The organism is Halorientalis regularis (assembly GCF_023698535.1).
GTDB classification, from domain to species: domain Archaea; phylum Halobacteriota; class Halobacteria; order Halobacteriales; family Haloarculaceae; genus Halorientalis; species Halorientalis regularis.
In genome coordinates, this window is record NZ_JALJCL010000001.1 from 17903 (window position 1) to 34591 (window position 16689).

At 66.5% G+C, this 16689-nt stretch carries 20 protein-coding genes and 1 pseudogene; 8 read left to right on the plus strand and 13 right to left on the minus strand.

The features are described from left to right. Nucleotides 1-26 precede the first annotated feature (26 nt). Nucleotides 27-644 (plus strand): class I SAM-dependent methyltransferase, encoded by a 618-nt coding sequence (locus MU521_RS00075; RefSeq protein ID WP_092687407.1) that lies wholly within the window; start codon nt 27-29, stop codon nt 642-644. Between the two features lie 24 nt (nt 645-668). Here MU521_RS00075 and MU521_RS00080 read toward each other — a convergent pair whose 3' ends face one another. Further along, nucleotides 669-1058 carry a hypothetical protein gene (locus MU521_RS00080; protein ID WP_092687403.1) on the minus strand — a complete coding sequence of 130 codons (390 nt, stop codon included), beginning with the start codon at nt 1056-1058 and terminating at the stop codon, nt 669-671. A gap of 134 nt (nt 1059-1192) precedes the next feature. Here MU521_RS00080 and MU521_RS00085 point away from each other — a divergent pair, with 134 nt between their 5' ends. After that, nucleotides 1193-3079: a helicase HerA domain-containing protein gene (locus tag MU521_RS00085; protein WP_092687400.1), complete on the plus strand. Its 1887-nt coding sequence runs from the start codon at nt 1193-1195 to the stop codon at nt 3077-3079. 16 nt (nt 3080-3095) lie between these two features. Here the strand turns inward: MU521_RS00085 and MU521_RS00090 are convergent, their stop codons facing one another. From MU521_RS00090 to tpiA, 5 genes are all read right to left on the minus strand, one after another. Next, nucleotides 3096-3806 carry a methyltransferase domain-containing protein gene (locus MU521_RS00090; RefSeq protein ID WP_092687397.1) on the minus strand — a complete coding sequence of 237 codons (711 nt, stop codon included), beginning with the start codon at nt 3804-3806 and terminating at the stop codon, nt 3096-3098. A gap of 81 nt (nt 3807-3887) precedes the next feature. Beyond that, the gene (locus MU521_RS00095; protein WP_092687394.1) at nt 3888-5213 is read right to left on the minus strand and encodes a hypothetical protein; all 1326 of its coding nucleotides are present in this window, start codon (nt 5211-5213) and stop codon (nt 3888-3890) included. A gap of 75 nt (nt 5214-5288) precedes the next feature. Then, a complete protein-coding gene (locus MU521_RS00100; RefSeq protein WP_092687391.1) occupies nt 5289-5861 on the minus strand; it encodes a rhomboid family intramembrane serine protease in 573 nt (190 codons plus the stop codon). A 174-nt stretch (nt 5862-6035) separates the two neighbouring features. Continuing rightward, nucleotides 6036-7136 carry a hypothetical protein gene (locus MU521_RS00105; RefSeq protein ID WP_092687388.1) on the minus strand — a complete coding sequence of 367 codons (1101 nt, stop codon included), beginning with the start codon at nt 7134-7136 and terminating at the stop codon, nt 6036-6038. A 121-nt stretch (nt 7137-7257) separates the two neighbouring features. Further along, nucleotides 7258-7905: a triose-phosphate isomerase gene (gene tpiA, locus MU521_RS00110; RefSeq protein ID WP_092687385.1), complete on the minus strand. Its 648-nt coding sequence runs from the start codon at nt 7903-7905 to the stop codon at nt 7258-7260. A gap of 103 nt (nt 7906-8008) precedes the next feature. Between tpiA and MU521_RS00115 the strand changes: the two genes are divergently transcribed. Continuing rightward, nucleotides 8009-8575: a response regulator transcription factor gene (locus MU521_RS00115; RefSeq protein WP_245681126.1), complete on the plus strand. Its 567-nt coding sequence runs from the start codon at nt 8009-8011 to the stop codon at nt 8573-8575. Here the strand turns inward: MU521_RS00115 and MU521_RS00120 are convergent. Next, nucleotides 8572-9087: a multiprotein bridging factor aMBF1 gene (locus tag MU521_RS00120; RefSeq protein WP_490166455.1), complete on the minus strand. Its 516-nt coding sequence runs from the start codon at nt 9085-9087 to the stop codon at nt 8572-8574. The genes MU521_RS00115 and MU521_RS00120 overlap by 4 nt on opposite strands. On the opposite strand from MU521_RS00120, the pseudogene MU521_RS21910 reads away from it, so the two are divergent. Further along, nucleotides 8981-9319: pseudogene (locus MU521_RS21910) on the plus strand (DUF8138 family protein); the annotation flags it as partial. The gene MU521_RS00120 and the pseudogene MU521_RS21910 sit on opposite strands and share 107 nt — an antisense overlap. Here MU521_RS21910 and MU521_RS00125 read toward each other — a convergent pair. The 3 genes from MU521_RS00125 to hisC are packed head-to-tail and all read right to left on the minus strand — an operon-like array spanning nt 9201 to nt 11445. Next, nucleotides 9201-9827, minus strand: coding sequence for a CDP-alcohol phosphatidyltransferase family protein (locus MU521_RS00125; RefSeq protein WP_092687379.1), 627 nt, complete (start codon nt 9825-9827; stop codon nt 9201-9203). The pseudogene MU521_RS21910 and the gene MU521_RS00125 sit on opposite strands and share 119 nt — an antisense overlap. After that, nucleotides 9824-10330 carry an adenylate kinase family protein gene (locus tag MU521_RS00130; protein ID WP_092687376.1) on the minus strand — a complete coding sequence of 169 codons (507 nt, stop codon included), beginning with the start codon at nt 10328-10330 and terminating at the stop codon, nt 9824-9826. Before MU521_RS00130 ends, MU521_RS00125 begins: the two co-directional genes overlap by 4 nt. Beyond that, nucleotides 10327-11445 carry a histidinol-phosphate transaminase gene (gene hisC, locus MU521_RS00135; protein WP_092687373.1) on the minus strand — a complete coding sequence of 373 codons (1119 nt, stop codon included), beginning with the start codon at nt 11443-11445 and terminating at the stop codon, nt 10327-10329. The genes MU521_RS00130 and hisC overlap by 4 nt, the downstream gene beginning before the upstream one ends. A 93-nt stretch (nt 11446-11538) precedes the next feature. Between hisC and MU521_RS00140 the strand changes: the two genes are divergently transcribed. Continuing rightward, entirely contained in the window at nt 11539-12000 is a 462-nt protein-coding gene (locus tag MU521_RS00140; RefSeq protein WP_092687370.1) for a transporter, read from the plus strand. A gap of 16 nt (nt 12001-12016) precedes the next feature. On the opposite strand, the gene MU521_RS00145 is transcribed toward MU521_RS00140, so the two are convergent. Both MU521_RS00145 and MU521_RS00150 read right to left on the minus strand, forming a co-directional pair. Further along, on the minus strand, nt 12017-13645 hold the full coding sequence (locus MU521_RS00145) for a GMC family oxidoreductase (protein WP_092687367.1): 1629 nt from the start codon (nt 13643-13645) through the stop codon (nt 12017-12019). A 97-nt stretch (nt 13646-13742) separates the two neighbouring features. Then, a complete protein-coding gene (locus MU521_RS00150; RefSeq protein ID WP_092687364.1) occupies nt 13743-14516 on the minus strand; it encodes a fumarylacetoacetate hydrolase family protein in 774 nt (257 codons plus the stop codon). A 62-nt stretch (nt 14517-14578) separates the two neighbouring features. Between MU521_RS00150 and MU521_RS00155 the strand changes: the two genes are divergently transcribed. The 3 genes from MU521_RS00155 (at nt 14579) to MU521_RS00165 (ending at nt 16412) form a co-directional block, all read left to right on the plus strand. Then, a complete protein-coding gene (locus MU521_RS00155; RefSeq protein ID WP_092687361.1) occupies nt 14579-14824 on the plus strand; it encodes a hypothetical protein in 246 nt (81 codons plus the stop codon). Between the two features lie 61 nt (nt 14825-14885). Further along, complete coding sequence (locus tag MU521_RS00160) at nt 14886-15614, plus strand: metal-dependent hydrolase (protein ID WP_092687358.1); 729 nt, start codon at nt 14886-14888, stop codon at nt 15612-15614. Nucleotides 15615-15941: 327 nt separating this feature from the next. After that, complete coding sequence (locus MU521_RS00165) at nt 15942-16412, plus strand: DUF5799 family protein (protein ID WP_092687355.1); 471 nt, start codon at nt 15942-15944, stop codon at nt 16410-16412. Here the strand turns inward: MU521_RS00165 and MU521_RS00170 are convergent. Further along, nucleotides 16406-16558, minus strand: a complete 153-nt coding sequence (locus MU521_RS00170) for a DUF7557 family protein (RefSeq protein WP_175452743.1) — start codon at nt 16556-16558, stop codon at nt 16406-16408. The two genes, MU521_RS00165 and MU521_RS00170, sit on opposite strands and share 7 nt — an antisense overlap. Nucleotides 16559-16689 lie beyond the last annotated feature (131 nt).

Here is a 16689-nt window from a genome sequence, read left to right on the forward strand (position 1 = left end):
TTACCGGCGGGCGTCAGCGTCTGAACATGGACCCCGAGGACGTTCGCCAGGACTGGGCCGACCGTTCCGGGCGGTTCTCGCCCTCCTACTACGCCGAGATCGGTCCCAACGAGGTGAGCGAGACCATCGGCCGCGTCCTCGACCACTACGCCATCGAGGACGCCAGCATCCTCGAAGTCGGCTGTGGCTGTGGCCGCCACCTCGAACACCTCCGTCGACAGGGCTTCGAGAACCTCACCGGGATCGACATCAACCCGGACGCCTTCGAGGTCATGGGCGCCCACTATCCCGAACTGGTCGAGACCGGCACGTTCCTCGACGGTGCCCTCGAAGACCACCTGCCCGAGATGCCTGACGGGGCGTTCGACGCCATCTACACCGTCGAGACGCTCCAGCACGTCCACCCCGACGACGTGTGGGTGTTCGACGAGTTTCAGCGGCTCACGACCGATCTGCTCGTGACCGCCGAAAACGAGGGGAACGGACCGAACCGCGGGCGAGGCGAGACCGACGTGAGCTACGTCGACGACGAGTTCCCGCTGTACCACCGCGACTGGAAACAGGTGTTCTCCGAACGTGGCTTCGCCCAGTTGATCCGCGAACCCACGAAGCGGGACACGATCCGCGTGTTTCGGGCCGTCTGAATGGCCGACTGTCCCGCATCCGTCTCAGTCCAGCCCGCTCTCCAAGTTCTCCAGGAGTTTCCCCACGAACAGCCCCATCCGCGGCGAGAGATCAGTCCCGTTGTCTGTCTCGGCCTCGCCGTCCCCCTCACCGGCGGTCCTCGTCGGCGACTCTGACGGATGTGTCCGGAGCATCTCGACGAACGACTCGCCGTGGGTCATCGCCTCCATCATGTCCACTACGTCGACGATCATCCCCTCGTCGGACGTATCGAGGTCGTCGTAGTACTCTTTCTCCCAGTCGGAGTACTCGATGGTCCAGGCGTGTCCGCCGACGGCGTCGATGATCCGGTCGAGCGCGCCGACTTCCAACCGGCCGTCACCGGTCTCGACGTATACGGTGCGGTCCTCGACGGTGGTCTCGTGACGGCGCATGGTGAACGGGTTCGGTATGTGTGTTCTTCACACCGCTTGGTAATATTGGTTCGGCCCGTGTCGGCGGTGGAACCTCCGTCTGACGGCTGGCTGACGGAGGATTATGTCGCCTCGGTGTGAGTACCCGACAAGCGATGGGAGACGAGAAAGAGACAATCACTGTCGCCGAGTTGAGCGACGGCCCGCCGACGGGGACGACACCGAACGAGTCGGTCGACCTGCCGGTCGTCGAGATCCTGACCGGGCGCGGGTTCGTCACCGGCAAGAGTGGCAGCGGGAAGTCCAACACGGCCAGCGTGATCGCCGAGAACCTGCTCGACGCCGGCTTCGGCATCCTCATCGTCGACATCGACGGGGAGTACTACGGTCTGAAAGAGGCGTACGAGATCCTCCACGTCGGGGCCGACGAGGAGTGTGACATCCAGGTGACGACCGAGCATGCCGGCAAGATCGCCTCGCTGGCGCTGGAACAGAACGTTCCCATCATCCTCGACGTGTCCTCGTTCCTCGACGAGGACGAGGCCGAGACCCTGCTGACGGAGGTCTCCAAACAGCTGTTCGCCAAGGAGAAGAAGCTGAAACAGCCGTTCCTGATGCTCGTCGAGGAGGTCCACGAGTGGATTCCCGAGAAGGGGTCGATGACCGAAGCGGGCAAGATGCTGATCAAGGTCGCAAAACGCGGCCGGAAACACGGCCTCGGGATGGTCGGGATCAGCCAGCGGCCGGCCGACGTAAAGAAGGACTTCATCACGCAGTGTGACTGGCTGGTCTGGCACCGGCTGACCTGGAACAACGACACGAAAGTCGTCAGCCGCATCCTTGGCAGCGAGTACGCCGAGGCAGTCGAGGACCTGAACGACGGCGAGGCGTTCATGATGAACGACTGGACCGAGCGCGTCCAGCGCGTCCAGTTCCACCGCAAGCAGACCTTCGACGCCGGGGCGACCCCCGGACTGGACGACGTGGACCGACCGGACCTCAAGTCGGTGAGCTCGGATCTGGTCTCGGAACTCGAAGAGATCAGCGAGGAGAAACAGCGAACCGAGGACCGCATCCAGGAACTCCGCGAGCAACTGGACGAGAAGAACTCCCGAATCGCGGAACTGGAAAAGGAGTTGCAGGACGCCCGCGATATGTCCCGGATGGCCGACCAGTTCGTCGACGCCCTGCTGGACACCGTGAAAGGCGTCAACCCCGGCCGCACCGAACAGGAGCGGATGCGCGAGCAACGACAACTGGCGGCCGGTGAACCGTCGGTCGACGATGCGCCAGACGGAACCACCAGTGAGGCCGCCACGGAGGAAGCGGCGGGTGACACGGCCGCCGACGACGACGACCCGGACCGCCAGCCGATGCCCGATTTCGGGGCGGAGGAGGCGGACAGGAGCACGGACGACGCGACGGCCGACGGCGACGGAACTGCGACGGCCGACGGTGGGGCGACAGCAGGACATAGCGGCGACGATTCCGACCCTGAATCGGATCCGGCCACGACCCCGACCTCGTTCTTCGAGGGACCACCTGGCGAGGACAGCGGGACAGACGAGGCGATCAGCCGCAACGGCGAGGGTGACGACGCCGACGACGGCGACGTGGCGGCGGCGATGGCTGCGGTCGGAGACGACGAGGGGTTGAACGACGGCGAGTCCGGCGAAGCGGTCTCCGTCGACGCCGACCCCTGGCCCGGCGAGGTACCGCCCGAAGGCGAAGAACTCGTCGAGCAATTGCGCCAGGCCATCGACGCGATGCCGCCGAAGACGCGGGGCATGTTGCGGTACTACCGGAAGGAAGGCCCCGCCAAGCCCCTCGACGCGCACTTCGCCGGCGGCGGCGACGGCGACCGCACCAGCGCGTACGCCCACAACCGCACCCTCCGGACCCACGGCTACATCGAACACGTGGGCCGTGGCTACTACGGCTATAGACTCTCCGACCTCGTCGAGGAGGAGGTCCCCGGCGAACCGGACGCCGACGAACTCGACGCGCTGGTGTCCGCCATCGAGGAAACGTTCGTGAAGTGACTGCTGTCGTCGCCGGCTACGCTTTCTCCAGTGCGGTCCGGTAGTAATAGGCGTCGTGTGGCCGCCGCACGTCGGCGACGCGCCAGACGGTCTTCGCGGCCGCCTCACGGAGTCGGTCGGGACTCACGAGTCGGAAGAGCAGGGTCGGGTCCACCGTCCCGTCGTACTCGTAGGTGACGACGCGGAACGCGAGGCCGGGCGTGGGATCGGCCCGGAAGCCGAGCATGTCCGGGGCACCCTCGTCGGTCGGGTCGTACCCATCGACGACCACCGTTCCGTCGGCCGTCGTGACGGCGGCGAGGTCGTCGAGCAGCGACCGCAGGCCCTGCATCGATTTCGACAGCCCGAGTTGCGTGCCGACACAGAGCACCGACCGAAAGCGGTCCCGCGCGAACCGCTCGGGGAGGGCAAACATATCGCCCCGTCGCACATCTGTGACACCGCGTTCGTCCATCAGCGTCACGAGCGCCGGATCGACGTCCAGCGCGACCGTCTCGAACCGGTCCTGGAAGTGGAGGCTGTCGCGGCCGGCCCCGGCACCGAGGTCCAGCAGGGGACCGTCGAGCCACGTTGTGACCCAGTCGGCGGCCGGTTCGTCCGGAAACTCGCCGAAGTAGAAGTCCTCGACCGGGTGGACCTTGCTCGCCTCGCCATCGCGCTGGTGGAGCGGCGTCTCCCGCTCGCCGCGGTACTGATCCAGCAGGGCCTGTCCGAACGCACTGGGCATGGCAGTGAGTCGGAGCGAGCCGACTAATGGCTGAGGATTTACGCCAGTCGAGTCGGCGCTGGGGGTCCGGGAGCGGACCGTTCACCTCACGACCGATTCGAGACAGTCGAGATACCGGTCGGTGAACGACGTGGCGGCGTCGGCGTCGAACGTTCGTCGCCAGTAGCGGCCAGTGAGGTGGATCGTTCCGCCGACGGTGGCGACGCCGATCCCCACTGGAGCCAGCGTGAACGACGGCGGCGAGAACCAGAGCGTCGGGTCGTCGTCGGGGATGAATCCCGGCCACGGGGCGGGCATCCGGCCGAGATTCGACAGCACGGCGGTGTCGACGAACCGACGACCGAGTCCGTCCAACAGTTCCGGCACCCACTCCTTCAGGCCGACGGGCGTCCCTGACGGGAGGAGTTTGGCCACCTCGTGCGGTATCGTGGTCCGGTCGCGGTCTTTGACTCGACGGGTCTGCTCCACGACGGTCCGCAGGGTCGTCCCTGTGCCCCGTCTATCCCGTCGTCGGGTACTCACGCTGGCGATGGTCGTGAACATCCCGACCACGTCGTAGAACCACTCCCTGGGGCGCAGGTTCAGTGGCATCATCACGCTGATCCGTCGGGCTGGCTCCCCGTGCTCCCGGTTCCAGGCCTCGATACAGCGGTGAAGTGCCGCCAGCAACACGTCGTTGACCGTCGCCCCCTCCGACCGCTCTCCCAGCACCCGTTCGGTTAAGTCGGCGTCGAGCCGTCGCCGCTCGAACAGCCAACCCTCGGTCTCGACGCCCCCGTTTCCCGCGATTCGGGCCGGTTCTCTGAGCGTGGTTCCGAGAGAGCGGAGGCCGTCGCCCAGCAGCTTCAGGGCGGTACGTGGACTCGTCGGACCGGCGTCCCCGACCGCCGCGCGAGCCGTCCCAAGGTCCACCGATGGGGCGTCGAGGGCTTCACCGCGGTAGGCGCGACACACCGAGCGGACGAACCGCGCGCACCCCACGCCGTCGGCGGCGACGTGGTTCGAGCAGATCAGCACGCGGTCGCCGTCGGCCTGCCCGTCGCCGCGACCGACGAGGATCCGGAACGGCAACTCCGCAGTTGGATCGAATCGCTCGCGGTAGAACGCTGACGTCTCGCTCGCAGACAGGTCATCGGCGACGGTAACGGTCCCGGGCGGGAGCTCCGAGATTGCCCCGGGAACGACCCAGTGACAGCGACCGTCCCGCCCGTCGGACTCGTCGTGCGGTCGTCTGCGTGCACGGGCGAGCGGGTGGACGTTACAGGCCGTGACGACGGCCGCCCGGAGACGGGCTGGGTCGATCCCCGCCGTCGTCTCGACCTCGAACTGGACGTTCCAGGGTCCGTGCATGCGCTCGATGTAGAAGATCGCCTCTTCCAGCGGCGTGAACGGAACCGTCTCGGTCATCGGTGACTCGTCACTGTCTCCGTCTCGGGCTCCGGTCCTGATTTATTTGCGGCTTCAGGACGAGCCGTTTGCCCGTTATCCTCCGGTTCCGGCCTCCGGCCGGACGAGCCACAGCGCCTCGGCCAGTCCACCGGCGATCCAGCCCCCGAGGTGGTGGTCGGTGATCCGGACGCAGAAGAAACTCCCCGTCAGGAAGCCCCGGGTGTACAGGACCAGCGCGAGCACGGCGATTGCCCCGCCGAGGATCGCTCGCACCGCGTCCGCGTCTCCACATCCGGTCACGACCGCCGCGGCGCGGACGAACGTGGCCGCGATCAGCCCGGCCACTGCGAGGCTGGCCCCAACACCGTGAGCGGAATAGAGGATCGGGAACAGGATCGAGACGGGAACGTGCGCGGCGAGGATCACGACGAGGACGCACTCATCACTCGTCAGGGCCGTCAACACCCCGCCAAACAGCAGGAATAGGACCATGTTCCCCAGGTAGTGGCACAGTCCCTCGTGCATGAACAGACTCAGCACGTGGGCGTTGGCGAGGTTGACGAGCGAGGCGAGCGGGCCCCACACCCCGAACGCGGGAATCCGGACCAGCTGGATGCCCGCAAGCGTGAAGACCCCCGCGACGCCGAAGGCGGTCAGCACCGTCACCGGCAGGTAGTCCCGGACCGTCGGTCCGCCGCTGCCGTCCCAGTCTGCTCGCGCTCGTCCGGTACAGTTCGGCGGACGGTGTACCCCTGCTTCGCTCCGAGCCGTCGCTCACAGACGCGCACACTCACAGCGGTCACAAAAGTGTCGCTGAATCGAACAGGTCGATGCGAGCGGTTACATCAGGCCGAAGCGAGCGGCCCAGATGTAGTTCCCCTCGTTGATCGCCCGTGCGAGTGCCGTAATGTCGCCGTCGATGCGGACGCCCCGCCCGTCCGTTCGCACCGCTGTGTAGTCGACCGCAGCGGGCTCCCAGACGATTTCCTGATCGCCGCCGTCTGCTCTGAGGGCACCCTCGTCCGTGACCCCGAACCGGTCGCGAGCCTCGGTTGCTGTGGCCTCGTCCTCGAACGTGTAGAGTTCGACCTTCCGCTCGGTCTCGAAGTCGATTGCGACGGACTTCGACACGGCGTCGATCCACGCGTCGTCGTCGAGCTGGTAAGTGTGGAGCATGTCCAGCTCCGAGAGTCGGCTGACGGGGTGGTCACCGAGGTCGACGGAGGAGCCAGCGCGCTCGACTGCGCCGGTCAGGTGGCCGTAGTTTCTCTCTCCCGGCTCTTCGGATAGGCTCCCGATCTGGTCGACTAGGACGCCGTCCTCCAGCGCGTAGGTACTGCTGACGAACTGCTCGGATTCGTTGTAGGTATTGAGCGTTTTCGTGACCGAGACGGAATCGACCTGTTTGAACGTCCGCCCGTGGTTCGACATGTACTCTTTCAGTTCTTTTTTGCTGTCCGAATCGGGCAGCTCGTACACCGTGAGGTGTTTCAGGGATTCTTCGTCGTCTCCCGTCTGGATCGTCATCGACGCCATCGCGGGGATCCCCTTACTGTGGTGCCAGGACTCGCCCTCCTGCTCGACGACGAAGGGGCTGCCGCCGGCGATTACATCTCTCGGCACCAGCGGGTAGTCGGACCGGTCCGCGGGCTGTGGCGCGGGTTGGCCGTACCACTCGGTGAACGCCGACCACGGAACATCCTCCATTTCGCCGACAGCGCTGTAGATGCTGCTGAAGTCGGCATAGCCGGACGCGACTGCCTGGTCCATCCTCGTCGGTGTGATCCATGAGGCCGGTTGCAGAGAGACATCCCGCTCGTCCTCGCCCAGAATCCCGAGATCGAGACAGCCCGCGAGACCGGCGGCCGCTGCCGCACTACCCAGCCCTTGGAGTGCCCTTCGCCGGGAGAACCCCTGGCGGTCAGGTGCGTCATCGTCCATATGGACCCGGGACGACACGCGCGAACGAAAAGGGTTCGTGATCGCTCGGACCGCCGAAGGACACGCGAGGCCGACTCCGAGGATACCCTCCGGGCCCGGGAATCGCGACGCTTCCGGACTATCAGGCCACCGGGTCCACGAGGTCTTCCAGCGCCGCCCTCGGGTCGTCGGCCTTGGCGACGCCACTGGCGAGCAGGACGCCCTCGGCACCGAGGTCCTGTGCGGACGCCAGGTCCTCACCGGTGGAGATGCCAGCACCGCAGAGCACGTCCACGGAGGCGTCGACGGCGGCCGCGGCGTCGACGGCGTCCCGGACGATGTCGGGATCGGCCTTGCTGACGGGTGTGCCGGTCCCGATCAACTCCGGCGGTTCGACGGCGACGGCGTCGGGGCCCAGCGCCGCGGCGGCGGCGATCTGATCGGGGTCGTTGGCACAGACGATGGTCTCGAAGTCGACGCGTTCGGCGGCGTCGAGGCTCGCGTCGAGGTCGGCGAGTTTCAATCGGTTCTCGGAGTGGTTCAGCAGGGCCCCGACCGCGCCCGCGTCGGCGGCGGCCTCAGCGAGCGTCGAGCCGGTGTGACTGCCGTGCTCGACGGGGCTGACGTGCTGAACCCAGGTCTCGACGCCGGTGTCGGCCACGGCCGAGAGGTGGGCGGCCTGCGGTGCGATGGCGATTCGGACGCCAGTGGACTCGCTGACCTCGTGGGCCGCGGTCGCGACCGCGACGGGGTCACACGGGTACGCCTTCAGGTTGACGAGGACGAACATAGCGAGAGGGGCGACCGCGGCGTGCATAAAGGGTGGGAGTTCGGCACGGTGAGTCGGAGGGCCGTTTTAATACGCCGGGGCCAGTACGATTGCAGTGATAGTCGTGTCATCGCCAACTTCGGAGGCGACGGTGCTGGTCGCGGAGGACGAACAGCACCTCGCTGACCTCTACACCGACTACCTGGCCGAACACTACGAGGTGCTGACGGCCTACGGCGGGGAAGACGCAATCGAGGTCCTCCACGACGACACTGTCGAGGTCGACGTGGCACTGCTCGACCGTCGGATGCCCGACCTCTCGGGCGACAAGGTCCTCGCGGATATCAACGAGAACGGGTCGGACTGCCGGGTCGCGATGGTGACCGCGGTCAACCCAGGCTTCGATATCATCGACATGGGCTGTGACGACTACCTCGTCAAACCGGTCTCCCGGGACGACCTGCTCGACGTAGTCCACCGCCTGCTCAAGTTGTCCGAGTACAGCGAGAAACACCAGCAGCTCACCTCCAAGAAACTGAAACGCAACGTCCTCAAGGTCGAGAAGAGCGCCGCGGAACTAGAACGGAGCGACCAGTTCGAGCGTCTGACCGCCGAGATAGACGGGCTCGAAGCCGAGCTAGACGAGATCGGCGAGGACCTCTCTATCGAAGATGTCCAGCGTCACATCTAGGAGTCTTTTCGCTGTACCACGTCGCCCAGCGTGTACTCACCGTCACTGGAGCCGCCGCTCCACTCCGTGTCGTCGGCGCTCCCGCCACCCTCGGTCAGGACGATGTCGAGTTCACTTTCGAGTTTCTGCTGCACCGAGTCGCTCGGAAGGGTGTCACCGAGTTCGAGTTTGCGGATGAGACTGGCCTTCTCGTTGAGCTGATTGGCCAGTTCCTCCTGGTTCAGTCCCGCGTTCTCCCGGGCCTGTCGGATGCGCTGGTCGTAGTCCTGTGCCACTTCGTCCATCTCGTCGAACATGTCGCGGCGGCGACCGCCACCACCACCACCGCCACCCGACGAAGCGCTCGTCCCGGAGCTCGATCCACCGCTGGACCCCGAACTCACCGAGTCCGAGCCGGAGGAACCGCTCGTCGAGTATTTCGTGGACGAGCTAGAACTGCTCTCGGTGCGGACCTCGGTGCCGAAGTCGGCACAGTCGTCGCACACGTCGAGTTCCGCGCCCTCGACTTTCACCGTGTTCGGCGAGGCCGTATCGGCGCCGCACATCTCACACTGGACCATGAGTGACTCTTCGCCGTGCCCGTGTATAAATCGTACGCCAGGCGACACAGCCGTCGAGACGGCCGTCAGGACAGCGCCCGGAACGCCCCGACGAACCGCTGGAGCGCCGTCAGGTGACCGACGACCGCGAAGACCGCGAGCAGCCAGCCGACCGCCGTCAACCCGTAGAGTTCCGACGGAATGACGAACGAGTACAGGGCGATCACGCCGATCAGCGCCAGCCGGTCGGCCCGGCCTAGCAGACCGCCATAGACCCGATCCAGCCCCACGGCCTGAGACTGCGTGCCGAGATAGGAGGTCATGAGGACGCCGGTGACGGCCGCCAGTCCGAGCGGGTAGCGGTCGACGCCCGCCGCCAGCCCGACGATCATCACGATGTCGGCGTAGCGGTCGAGAACGTGATCCAGCAGGTCCCCGGCCCGCGAGTCCGTCCCCAGACGCCGGGCCAGTGCACCGTCGAGCAGGTCCAGCCAGCCGTTCAGGAAGACGAACAGCGCACCGACGAGGTACCAGATCGGGTCGGTCGCGCCAACCCGGCCACCGCCACCGAGGTAGAACGCGCCACCAGCACCGGCCGCCAGCACGAAGGCGATCACGCTCACGACGTTGGGCGTCACACCCAATCTGCTCGACGCACTCACGAATGGTGTCAGCGCACGGTCGGCCAGCGGCCTGAGTCTATCCAGCGTCATAGATACTCGATGAACGAGACGGTCCCCGCGCTCGGTTCGCGCTCGCCGTCGATCACGCGCTCGATCTCACCGGCCACTGCCTCGGGGTCCCGGTCGGTCGCGTCGATCTCGTAAACGGCTTCCTCGCCGTGGCGCTCGACTGCCTCCGCGAGGATCACGTCCAGGGCCTCGCTCTCGGCGTTCTCCTCGGCCTTGGCCGCAGGCTCACCCCGCTCGGTTAGTCGCCGTTCGAGTTCCTCGGGGTGACAGCGCAGGACGATCACGCGGTCCACGTTCAGTTGATGGGCCAGATGGGAGTCGAGCAAGAGGTCCTCGCAGTCGCCCAGCCAGTCGGCCACGGCGTCGAGATCGGCGACGAGGCTGTCGCGTTCCTCGTCCCGGCCGGTCGCCAGCCCCTCCTCGCGGATGACCTCGTTGAGGTGGACGGGTTCGAGGTCCGTCTCGACGAGGTCCGTCGCGGTGGTCTTGCCCGTCCCGGGCGTGCCTGTCACCGCGACTCTCACGCGTCGATCACCTCGTTCAGTACCTCGACCGCCCGCTCCATCTGCTCGGGTGTGCCGCAGGTGATCCGAATGCACTCGGGGAGGCCGAAACTCGAACAGTCACGGACGATGATCCCCTCGCGCTGGGCGGCGTCGGTGACGGCTTCGCCGCTCGCGGTCTGCGACCGCTCGCCAGCGGGACTGCCTCCCTCGCTATCCCCAACTTCCGCCAGCACGAAGTTCCCCTGGCTCTCCCAGGTTCGGGCGTCGAGGTTCTCGTAGAGGTACTCGCGGGCGTCTTCGACCATCGCCACCGTCTTCTCGATGTGTTCGTCGTCGTCGAGTGCCGCCAGCCCCGCTCGGCAGGTGAGTTCACCCGTGTCGAAGGGGGTGTGAATGCGGGCGTAGGCGTCGGCCCAGTCCTCGGGGACCAGTCCATAGCCCAGGCGCATCCCGGCCAGGCCGTAGGCCTTCGAGAAGGTCCGGAGGACGGCCACGTCGTCGCGCTCGCGGACGAGGTCCACCGCGCTCTCGACGTCCGCGAACTCGCCGTAGGCTTCGTCCACGAGGATCAGCGTGTCCTCGCCGGTCTCGTCGGCCAGCCGTTCCACTTCGTCCAGTGGCATGACCGAGCCCGTCGGGTTGTGCGGGCTGGTGACGGCGACGATGCGCTCGCCGTCGTAGGCGTCGAGGACCCTGTCGGCCGTCTGTACGAAGTCGTCGGCCTTCGACAGGCAGTAGGTCGCCACTTCGCCGTGGTGATAGCGGGCGCTCATGGCGTAGTAGGCGAAGCCCGGACGTGGCACCAGCACGCGCTCGCCAGGGCGGATGAGTGCCCGCGAGAGACAGTCGAGGACGCCGTCCCCGCCGTTTGCTAGCCAGACCTGCTCGGACGCGACGTTCCAGTCGTCGGCCAGGCGTTCGATCAGGTCGGTGTGTGAACTCTTCGGGTAGAGGTGTACGGAGTCGGCGTGCTCGCGGATCGCGGCGGCCGCCTTCGGGCTGGGACCCAGTACGTTCTCGTTCGAGGAGAGTTTGACCAAGTCGTCGGGATCGAGTCCCAGATCCCGGGCGACCTCTTCGATTCCCCGCCCGGCCCGGTAGACGGAGTGGTCCGACAGGTCCCGTGGTTCCATGTACGGGGGAAGCGGACCGCGATTCTTAAGCCTGCTTGAACGAGGTGGCCGGAACTCACCAGTTTCAAGAGGTGATGCCCACAGCACTCGGGTATGGCGTCTATCGACCTGACAATCGGGTACGTAATCCACATGCTGTTCGCCGGCCTCTGGACCGGCGCTGTCCTGTTCATGACCTACGGCGTCCTCCCCATCGCCCGGGAGGGCAGTATCGACACCGACCCCTTCGCCGACATCACGAGCCGCCTGCTCACGCTCTCGCGGGCCTCCGCACTGATCCTGTTCCTGACCGGTGGCCACCTCGCGGGCAACCTCTACACCGTCGGGACTCTGACCGGTTCGACGCGTGGCTACCTCGTCATCGCCATGATCGTCCTCTGGCTGGCGCTCGCGGGCCTGGTCGAGGTCGGCACCAGCAAGATCAGCGACGGGCTCGCGGAACGGAAACTCCGCGAACCCGCGAACAACGCTCGACCCTTCTTCCTCGCCGGCTCCGTGGCCGCGCTCGGTCTGCTCGTGGTCGCCGGCCTGCTCCTGAGCGGCTTCGGCATCTGATCACGACGCCTTTCTCTCAGAGCCGTTCGTCGACGTGATCCGCACACTTCAGCGACAGCGCCGCGATGGTCAACGTGGGATTCAGCGCCCCGGGCGTGACGAACACGCTACTCGACGCCACCGAGAGGTTGGGCACGTCGTGCGTCCGTAGTTGTGGGTTCACGACGCTCTCTGCAGGATCGGTCCCCATCCGGGTCGTCCCCATGTGGTGGAAGGCCGGGCCGGTGTTCTCGGGGCCGACCGTCCAGCCGATGTCGACGCCGAGTTCCTCCAGGATCGTGTGCTGGATCTCGTTTGCTCGTCGGATCGTCCGCTTCGTCCGGGAATCGAGCGACCACGTGATGTCGGGCACGGGGTTGCCGTGGTCGTCGGTCCGAGACGTGTCGAGCGTGATCCGGTTTTCCTTCCTGGGTAACTGGCCGACCAGTCCGCCCATCGCGATGTTGTTGCCGTACGCATCCCGCAGCGAGGAGAGCAGGTCGTCGCCGAACTCGTCGGCGCTCAGGGCCAGTTCCACGGGCGACGGGCCGGCGTAGTTCAAAAACTCCAGTTTCATCGGGCCGAGGTCGGCGTCGCTGCCCGGAATCCCGCCGTCGCTCCCCTCCGTGGCGCGGCCGGGCTCGTCGTAGAACTGGTGACACTCGCTGGTGATGAAGCCGACGTGATTCTGCCGGGTGCGCTCGTCGAGCAGGCCACCGGCACCACAGAAGAGGTGTTCGGTGAAGTAGCGGCCGACGAGTCCGGAACTGTTGGCGAGGCCGTCCGGATGATCGGTCGAGCGCGACATGAGCAACAGTCTGGGAATCTCGACGCCGCCACAGGCGAGGACGAACTCGCGAGCGGTCTGGCGGTGGGTCTCGCCGTCGGGCGTGGCGTACCGGGCGGCCTCGACCCGTCCCGCGTCGTCGGTGACGAGTTCCTGGACCGGGGCGCGGTCGATCACGCGAGCGCCCGCATCCTCGGCTTTGCGGACGTGCACGTCGGCGCTGTACTTCGCGCCGGAGGGACAGACCGGCTTGCAGGTGCCGTAGCCGACGCAGGCGCTCCGGTCGTCGTAACCTTCCGAGTTGCGGGCGTTCGGGACCGAGTGCATGACGACGCCCAGCCGCTCGCAGGCCTCGGCGAACAGCGAGTCGCTGTAGGACGGCTCGAACGCGGGCAGTGGATGTGGGTCGTCGCGGGGCGGCGCGAATGGGTTGTCCGAGGCTCCCGCGACACCCAGTTCCGTCTCCGCCGTAGCGTAGTAGGGTTTCAGATCGTCGTAGCCGATGGGCCAGTCGGCGGCGACGCCGTCCCGCGTCCGGCGCTCGAAGTCGGCCTCGTGGTGGCGCATCACCATCCCCTGCCAGTGGAGCGTGGAGCCGCCGATTCCCTTGACGCGGGCAGCGTTCAGGGGATAGAACAGCTCGCCGCTGGAACTGTAGGCGTCGCGCTCGCCGCCCATGTTCCACACCGAGTTATCGGAATGGGCCGGCCTGATGGCCCGCTCCATGCGGTCGAGGCGCGACTCGAATTCGAACCGCGGGCCCGCCTCCAGCACGACGACCTCGTGGCCCCGCTCGGCGAGTCGGTGCGCGGCGAGCGCGCCCGCCGGCCCCGCCCCGACGACACACACGTCGACCCGGTCGCTTGGCCGTCGATCCATTTCGGCCGGGATTAGGTGAGCCTAAACTTATGGCTTCTGGTGTCGGCCGACGGACACCCGTGGCTGGGAGGCGTGGAGAGAACCGAGAAAACGCGACTCAGGGGATATGAACGGTGTTGCGCAGGGTGCCGACTCCCTCTATCTCGACTTCGACCTCGTCGCCGTCGGCCAGCGGGCCGACGCCCGCGGGGGTCCCCGTCGAGATCACGTCGCCGGGTTCGAGCGTCATGTAGGTCGTGATCTCCTCGATGAGTTCGGGAACGGAGAAGATGAACTGGTCGCGCGAGGACTGCTGTTTGACTTCGCCGTTGACGCGACACTCGATGGTCGCGTCCTCGGGGACGTGTTCCGGGGTCGAGACGAGCGGGCCGATGGGTGCGGCGTCGTCGAAGGCCTTGCCGCGGACCCAGTTCCGTTCGACCTCCTGGTCGTCCCGGTTCGAGAGGTCGTTGAGACAGGTAAAGCCGGAGACGCGGTCCATCGCTTCGTCGGCGCTGACGCCCTTGCAGCGCTCGCCGATGACGACGGCGAGTTCGGCCTCGTAGTCGATGCGAGCCTTGTTCGCCGGGAGCGTGAGTTCCTTGTTGTGGCTCGTGACCGTGTTCGGCGGTTTGAGAAAGAGCATGGGCCGATCCGGCACGTCCGCGTCCTGTTCGGCGGCGTGGTCGGCGTAGTTGAGGCCGACACAGACGATCTTGGTCGGCTCACAGGGCGAGAGAATCTCCACGTCGTCGGGGGCGAACTTCTCGTCGCCAAAGGAGATGCGCCCGTACGGTCCGGCCGCGGCCGTCACCAGCTCTTCCCCGTTCTCGACGGTCCAGCGACCCCCACGCACGTTGCCCGCGGAATCCCGGAAGCGCACGCGTTTCATGTCCCGCGAATCGGAGCGCCGCCTGATAAGCGTTTACAAGCACTCATCACTTACACCGGCACGTGTCCCGACTGGCCTGCTGCCTGCTGGTGATTCTCGCCATCGTGCCGACGGCTGGGGTCGTGACGGCTGGCGCGCCCGATGGAGCATCGACGGCCGCCACGACCACCGTGAACGCGACAGCGACGGAGACTGCCACGCCCGACCGGACGGTGATGGCCTCGGACGGTACCTTCGGCGGGTTCACGCTCGGGGCGGCGATTCTGGCGGTCCTGGTCGCGGGCTCGTATCGCTATCTCCGGGGCTGAGCCGGTCGGCTCTGCAGGCTCCTGTACCGTTAAGTGGGCTTCGACCCAACCGAGTCGTGCAATGGATCTCACCTGGCACGGTCACGCGACCTGGAGTGTCTCGGTCGGTGACACGGACATCCTGATCGACCCGTTCTTCGACAATCCCAAGACCGACGCCGAGGCCCCCGATTTCGACCCGGACGTGGTACTCGTGACACACGGCCACGACGACCACGTCGCCGACGTGGGCGAGTACACCGACGCCACGCTCGGCGGGACGCCCGAAGTCGTCGGCCACCTCGCGGATGCACACGACTTCGCCGAAGACGACGTGGTCGGGTTCAACCTCGGCGGCACCGTCGAGTTCGGCGACGCCTACGTGACGATGCACCGCGCCGACCACACGAACGGCATGGGCGAGGGCTTCGTCGCCCCGAGCGGCGGCAACTGTGCGGGCTACGTCATCAGCGACACCGTCCCGACGCAGGTGGCCGACGAGGATTCGACGACGTTCTACCACGCCGGCGACACCGGCCTCATGACCGAGATGCGCGAGGTCATCGGTCCGTACCTGGAACCCGACGCCGCAGCCCTACCTGTCGGCGACCACTTCACCATGGGCCCGATGCAGGCCGCCATCGCGGCCGACTGGCTTGACGTCGATCACGTCTTCCCGATGCACTACGACACCTTCCCGCCCATCGAGATCGACACCGACCGGTTCGTCGACGAAGTGGCGGCGACCGACAGTGACGCCGCGGTCCACGTCCTCGACGGCGACGAGTCGGTCGATCTGGACGAGCTGTAACTGAGACGGCGCTGTTTTTTTCGATGGTGGCGGCGTGTCAGCGACCCCCACTGTCATAAACGACCGTCCATAACCGGCGACACTATCAGTGGGGATGGGCGAATTGAGTTAGTTGCTACTTCGGTCGGGGGGTGGGACCGGCGACCGAGGGGGCACCGTGTTACAGGCTTCGGCCTGTCGGACGACGCACCATGGGTGGGGACCCAGTTGCCACGTGGGGGTGGCACCGACACGCATCGTCCGCCGCGGACTCCGTTTCTTCGTGACCGACCATCGAGCGACGCGTCCGTGACAACGCTGAAGCCACTCGGCCGCCACACTCGATACATGGAACACTGGACCGACCGGATCGTCGGCGACCGGATGACGGTCGACCAGCAGTTCACCGACCGCGTCGAGTCGTCACCGTTCTCCCGCCAGCAGTGGGGACTGGTCATGACCGCCATCGAATTCGAGATCGAAGAGCCGACCGACGACGACGCGGCACAGCTCGTCGCCGACACGTCCGCGCTCCCGTCGGTCCTCCCGGAACTGGACTCGATGGACGAACATCCGATGGCCGGGCCAGGCGGTTCGGGCGGACCGGGTGGACGTGGGGGTGACGGCGATGGTGTGATCGGTGGAATCAAGCAGGCCCTCGGGCTGGGAGGCGGGGGCGCTGACGACGACCTCGACGAGGAGCGACTGGCGACGGCCGAGCGGCTGGCCGACGAGTACGCCACGGAGTTACAGGCACACCTCGAAGAGACCGGCCGGTGGAGTACGGTCCGGGCCGCGGCCGCCGAGTCGGATCAGTAGTCCTCGTCGCTGCCCCGGAACAGCGTCAGCTCCTCGGCCTGGTAGATGTTGATGAGTTCGTTGATGACCTCGTCGTAGCTCTCGTCTTCGACCCGGAGGCCGTCCAGTCGTTCGATGGTCTCCTCGTCGAGATCGACGGTTGGCATACACCGACACTGACTCCCCCCATTCAGTTAAGTTCCACGTCGCTTCGGTCCCGGTGGAGACCGACGGGGCCCTCCTCTTTCACTCGTTTTGCTCCGACCGCTGCCGGCCGGCGTGGGACCCGTAATCGGCT

Excerpts from the sequence above, each read along its gene's own strand:
- MU521_RS00075 (WP_092687407.1), top strand. The coding sequence starts at position 27 with ATGGACCCCGAGGACGTTCGCCAGGACTGGGCCGACCGTTCCGGGCGG.
- MU521_RS00080 (WP_092687403.1), bottom strand. The coding sequence starts at position 1,058 with ATGCGCCGTCACGAGACCACCGTCGAGGACCGCACCGTATACGTCGAG.
- MU521_RS00085 (WP_092687400.1), top strand. The coding sequence starts at position 1,193 with ATGGGAGACGAGAAAGAGACAATCACTGTCGCCGAGTTGAGCGACGGC.
- MU521_RS00090 (WP_092687397.1), bottom strand. The coding sequence starts at position 3,806 with ATGCCCAGTGCGTTCGGACAGGCCCTGCTGGATCAGTACCGCGGCGAG.
- MU521_RS00095 (WP_092687394.1), bottom strand. The coding sequence starts at position 5,213 with ATGACCGAGACGGTTCCGTTCACGCCGCTGGAAGAGGCGATCTTCTAC.
- MU521_RS00105 (WP_092687388.1), bottom strand. The coding sequence starts at position 7,136 with ATGGACGATGACGCACCTGACCGCCAGGGGTTCTCCCGGCGAAGGGCA.
- tpiA (WP_092687385.1), bottom strand. The coding sequence starts at position 7,905 with ATGTTCGTCCTCGTCAACCTGAAGGCGTACCCGTGTGACCCCGTCGCG.
- MU521_RS00125 (WP_092687379.1), bottom strand. The coding sequence starts at position 9,827 with ATGACGCTGGATAGACTCAGGCCGCTGGCCGACCGTGCGCTGACACCA.
- hisC (WP_092687373.1), bottom strand. The coding sequence starts at position 11,445 with ATGGAACCACGGGACCTGTCGGACCACTCCGTCTACCGGGCCGGGCGG.
- MU521_RS00140 (WP_092687370.1), top strand. The coding sequence starts at position 11,539 with ATGGCGTCTATCGACCTGACAATCGGGTACGTAATCCACATGCTGTTC.
- MU521_RS00145 (WP_092687367.1), bottom strand. The coding sequence starts at position 13,645 with ATGGATCGACGGCCAAGCGACCGGGTCGACGTGTGTGTCGTCGGGGCG.
- MU521_RS00150 (WP_092687364.1), bottom strand. The coding sequence starts at position 14,516 with ATGAAACGCGTGCGCTTCCGGGATTCCGCGGGCAACGTGCGTGGGGGT.
- MU521_RS00160 (WP_092687358.1), top strand. The coding sequence starts at position 14,886 with ATGGATCTCACCTGGCACGGTCACGCGACCTGGAGTGTCTCGGTCGGT.
- MU521_RS00165 (WP_092687355.1), top strand. The coding sequence starts at position 15,942 with ATGGAACACTGGACCGACCGGATCGTCGGCGACCGGATGACGGTCGAC.
- MU521_RS00170 (WP_175452743.1), bottom strand. The coding sequence starts at position 16,558 with ATGCCAACCGTCGATCTCGACGAGGAGACCATCGAACGACTGGACGGC.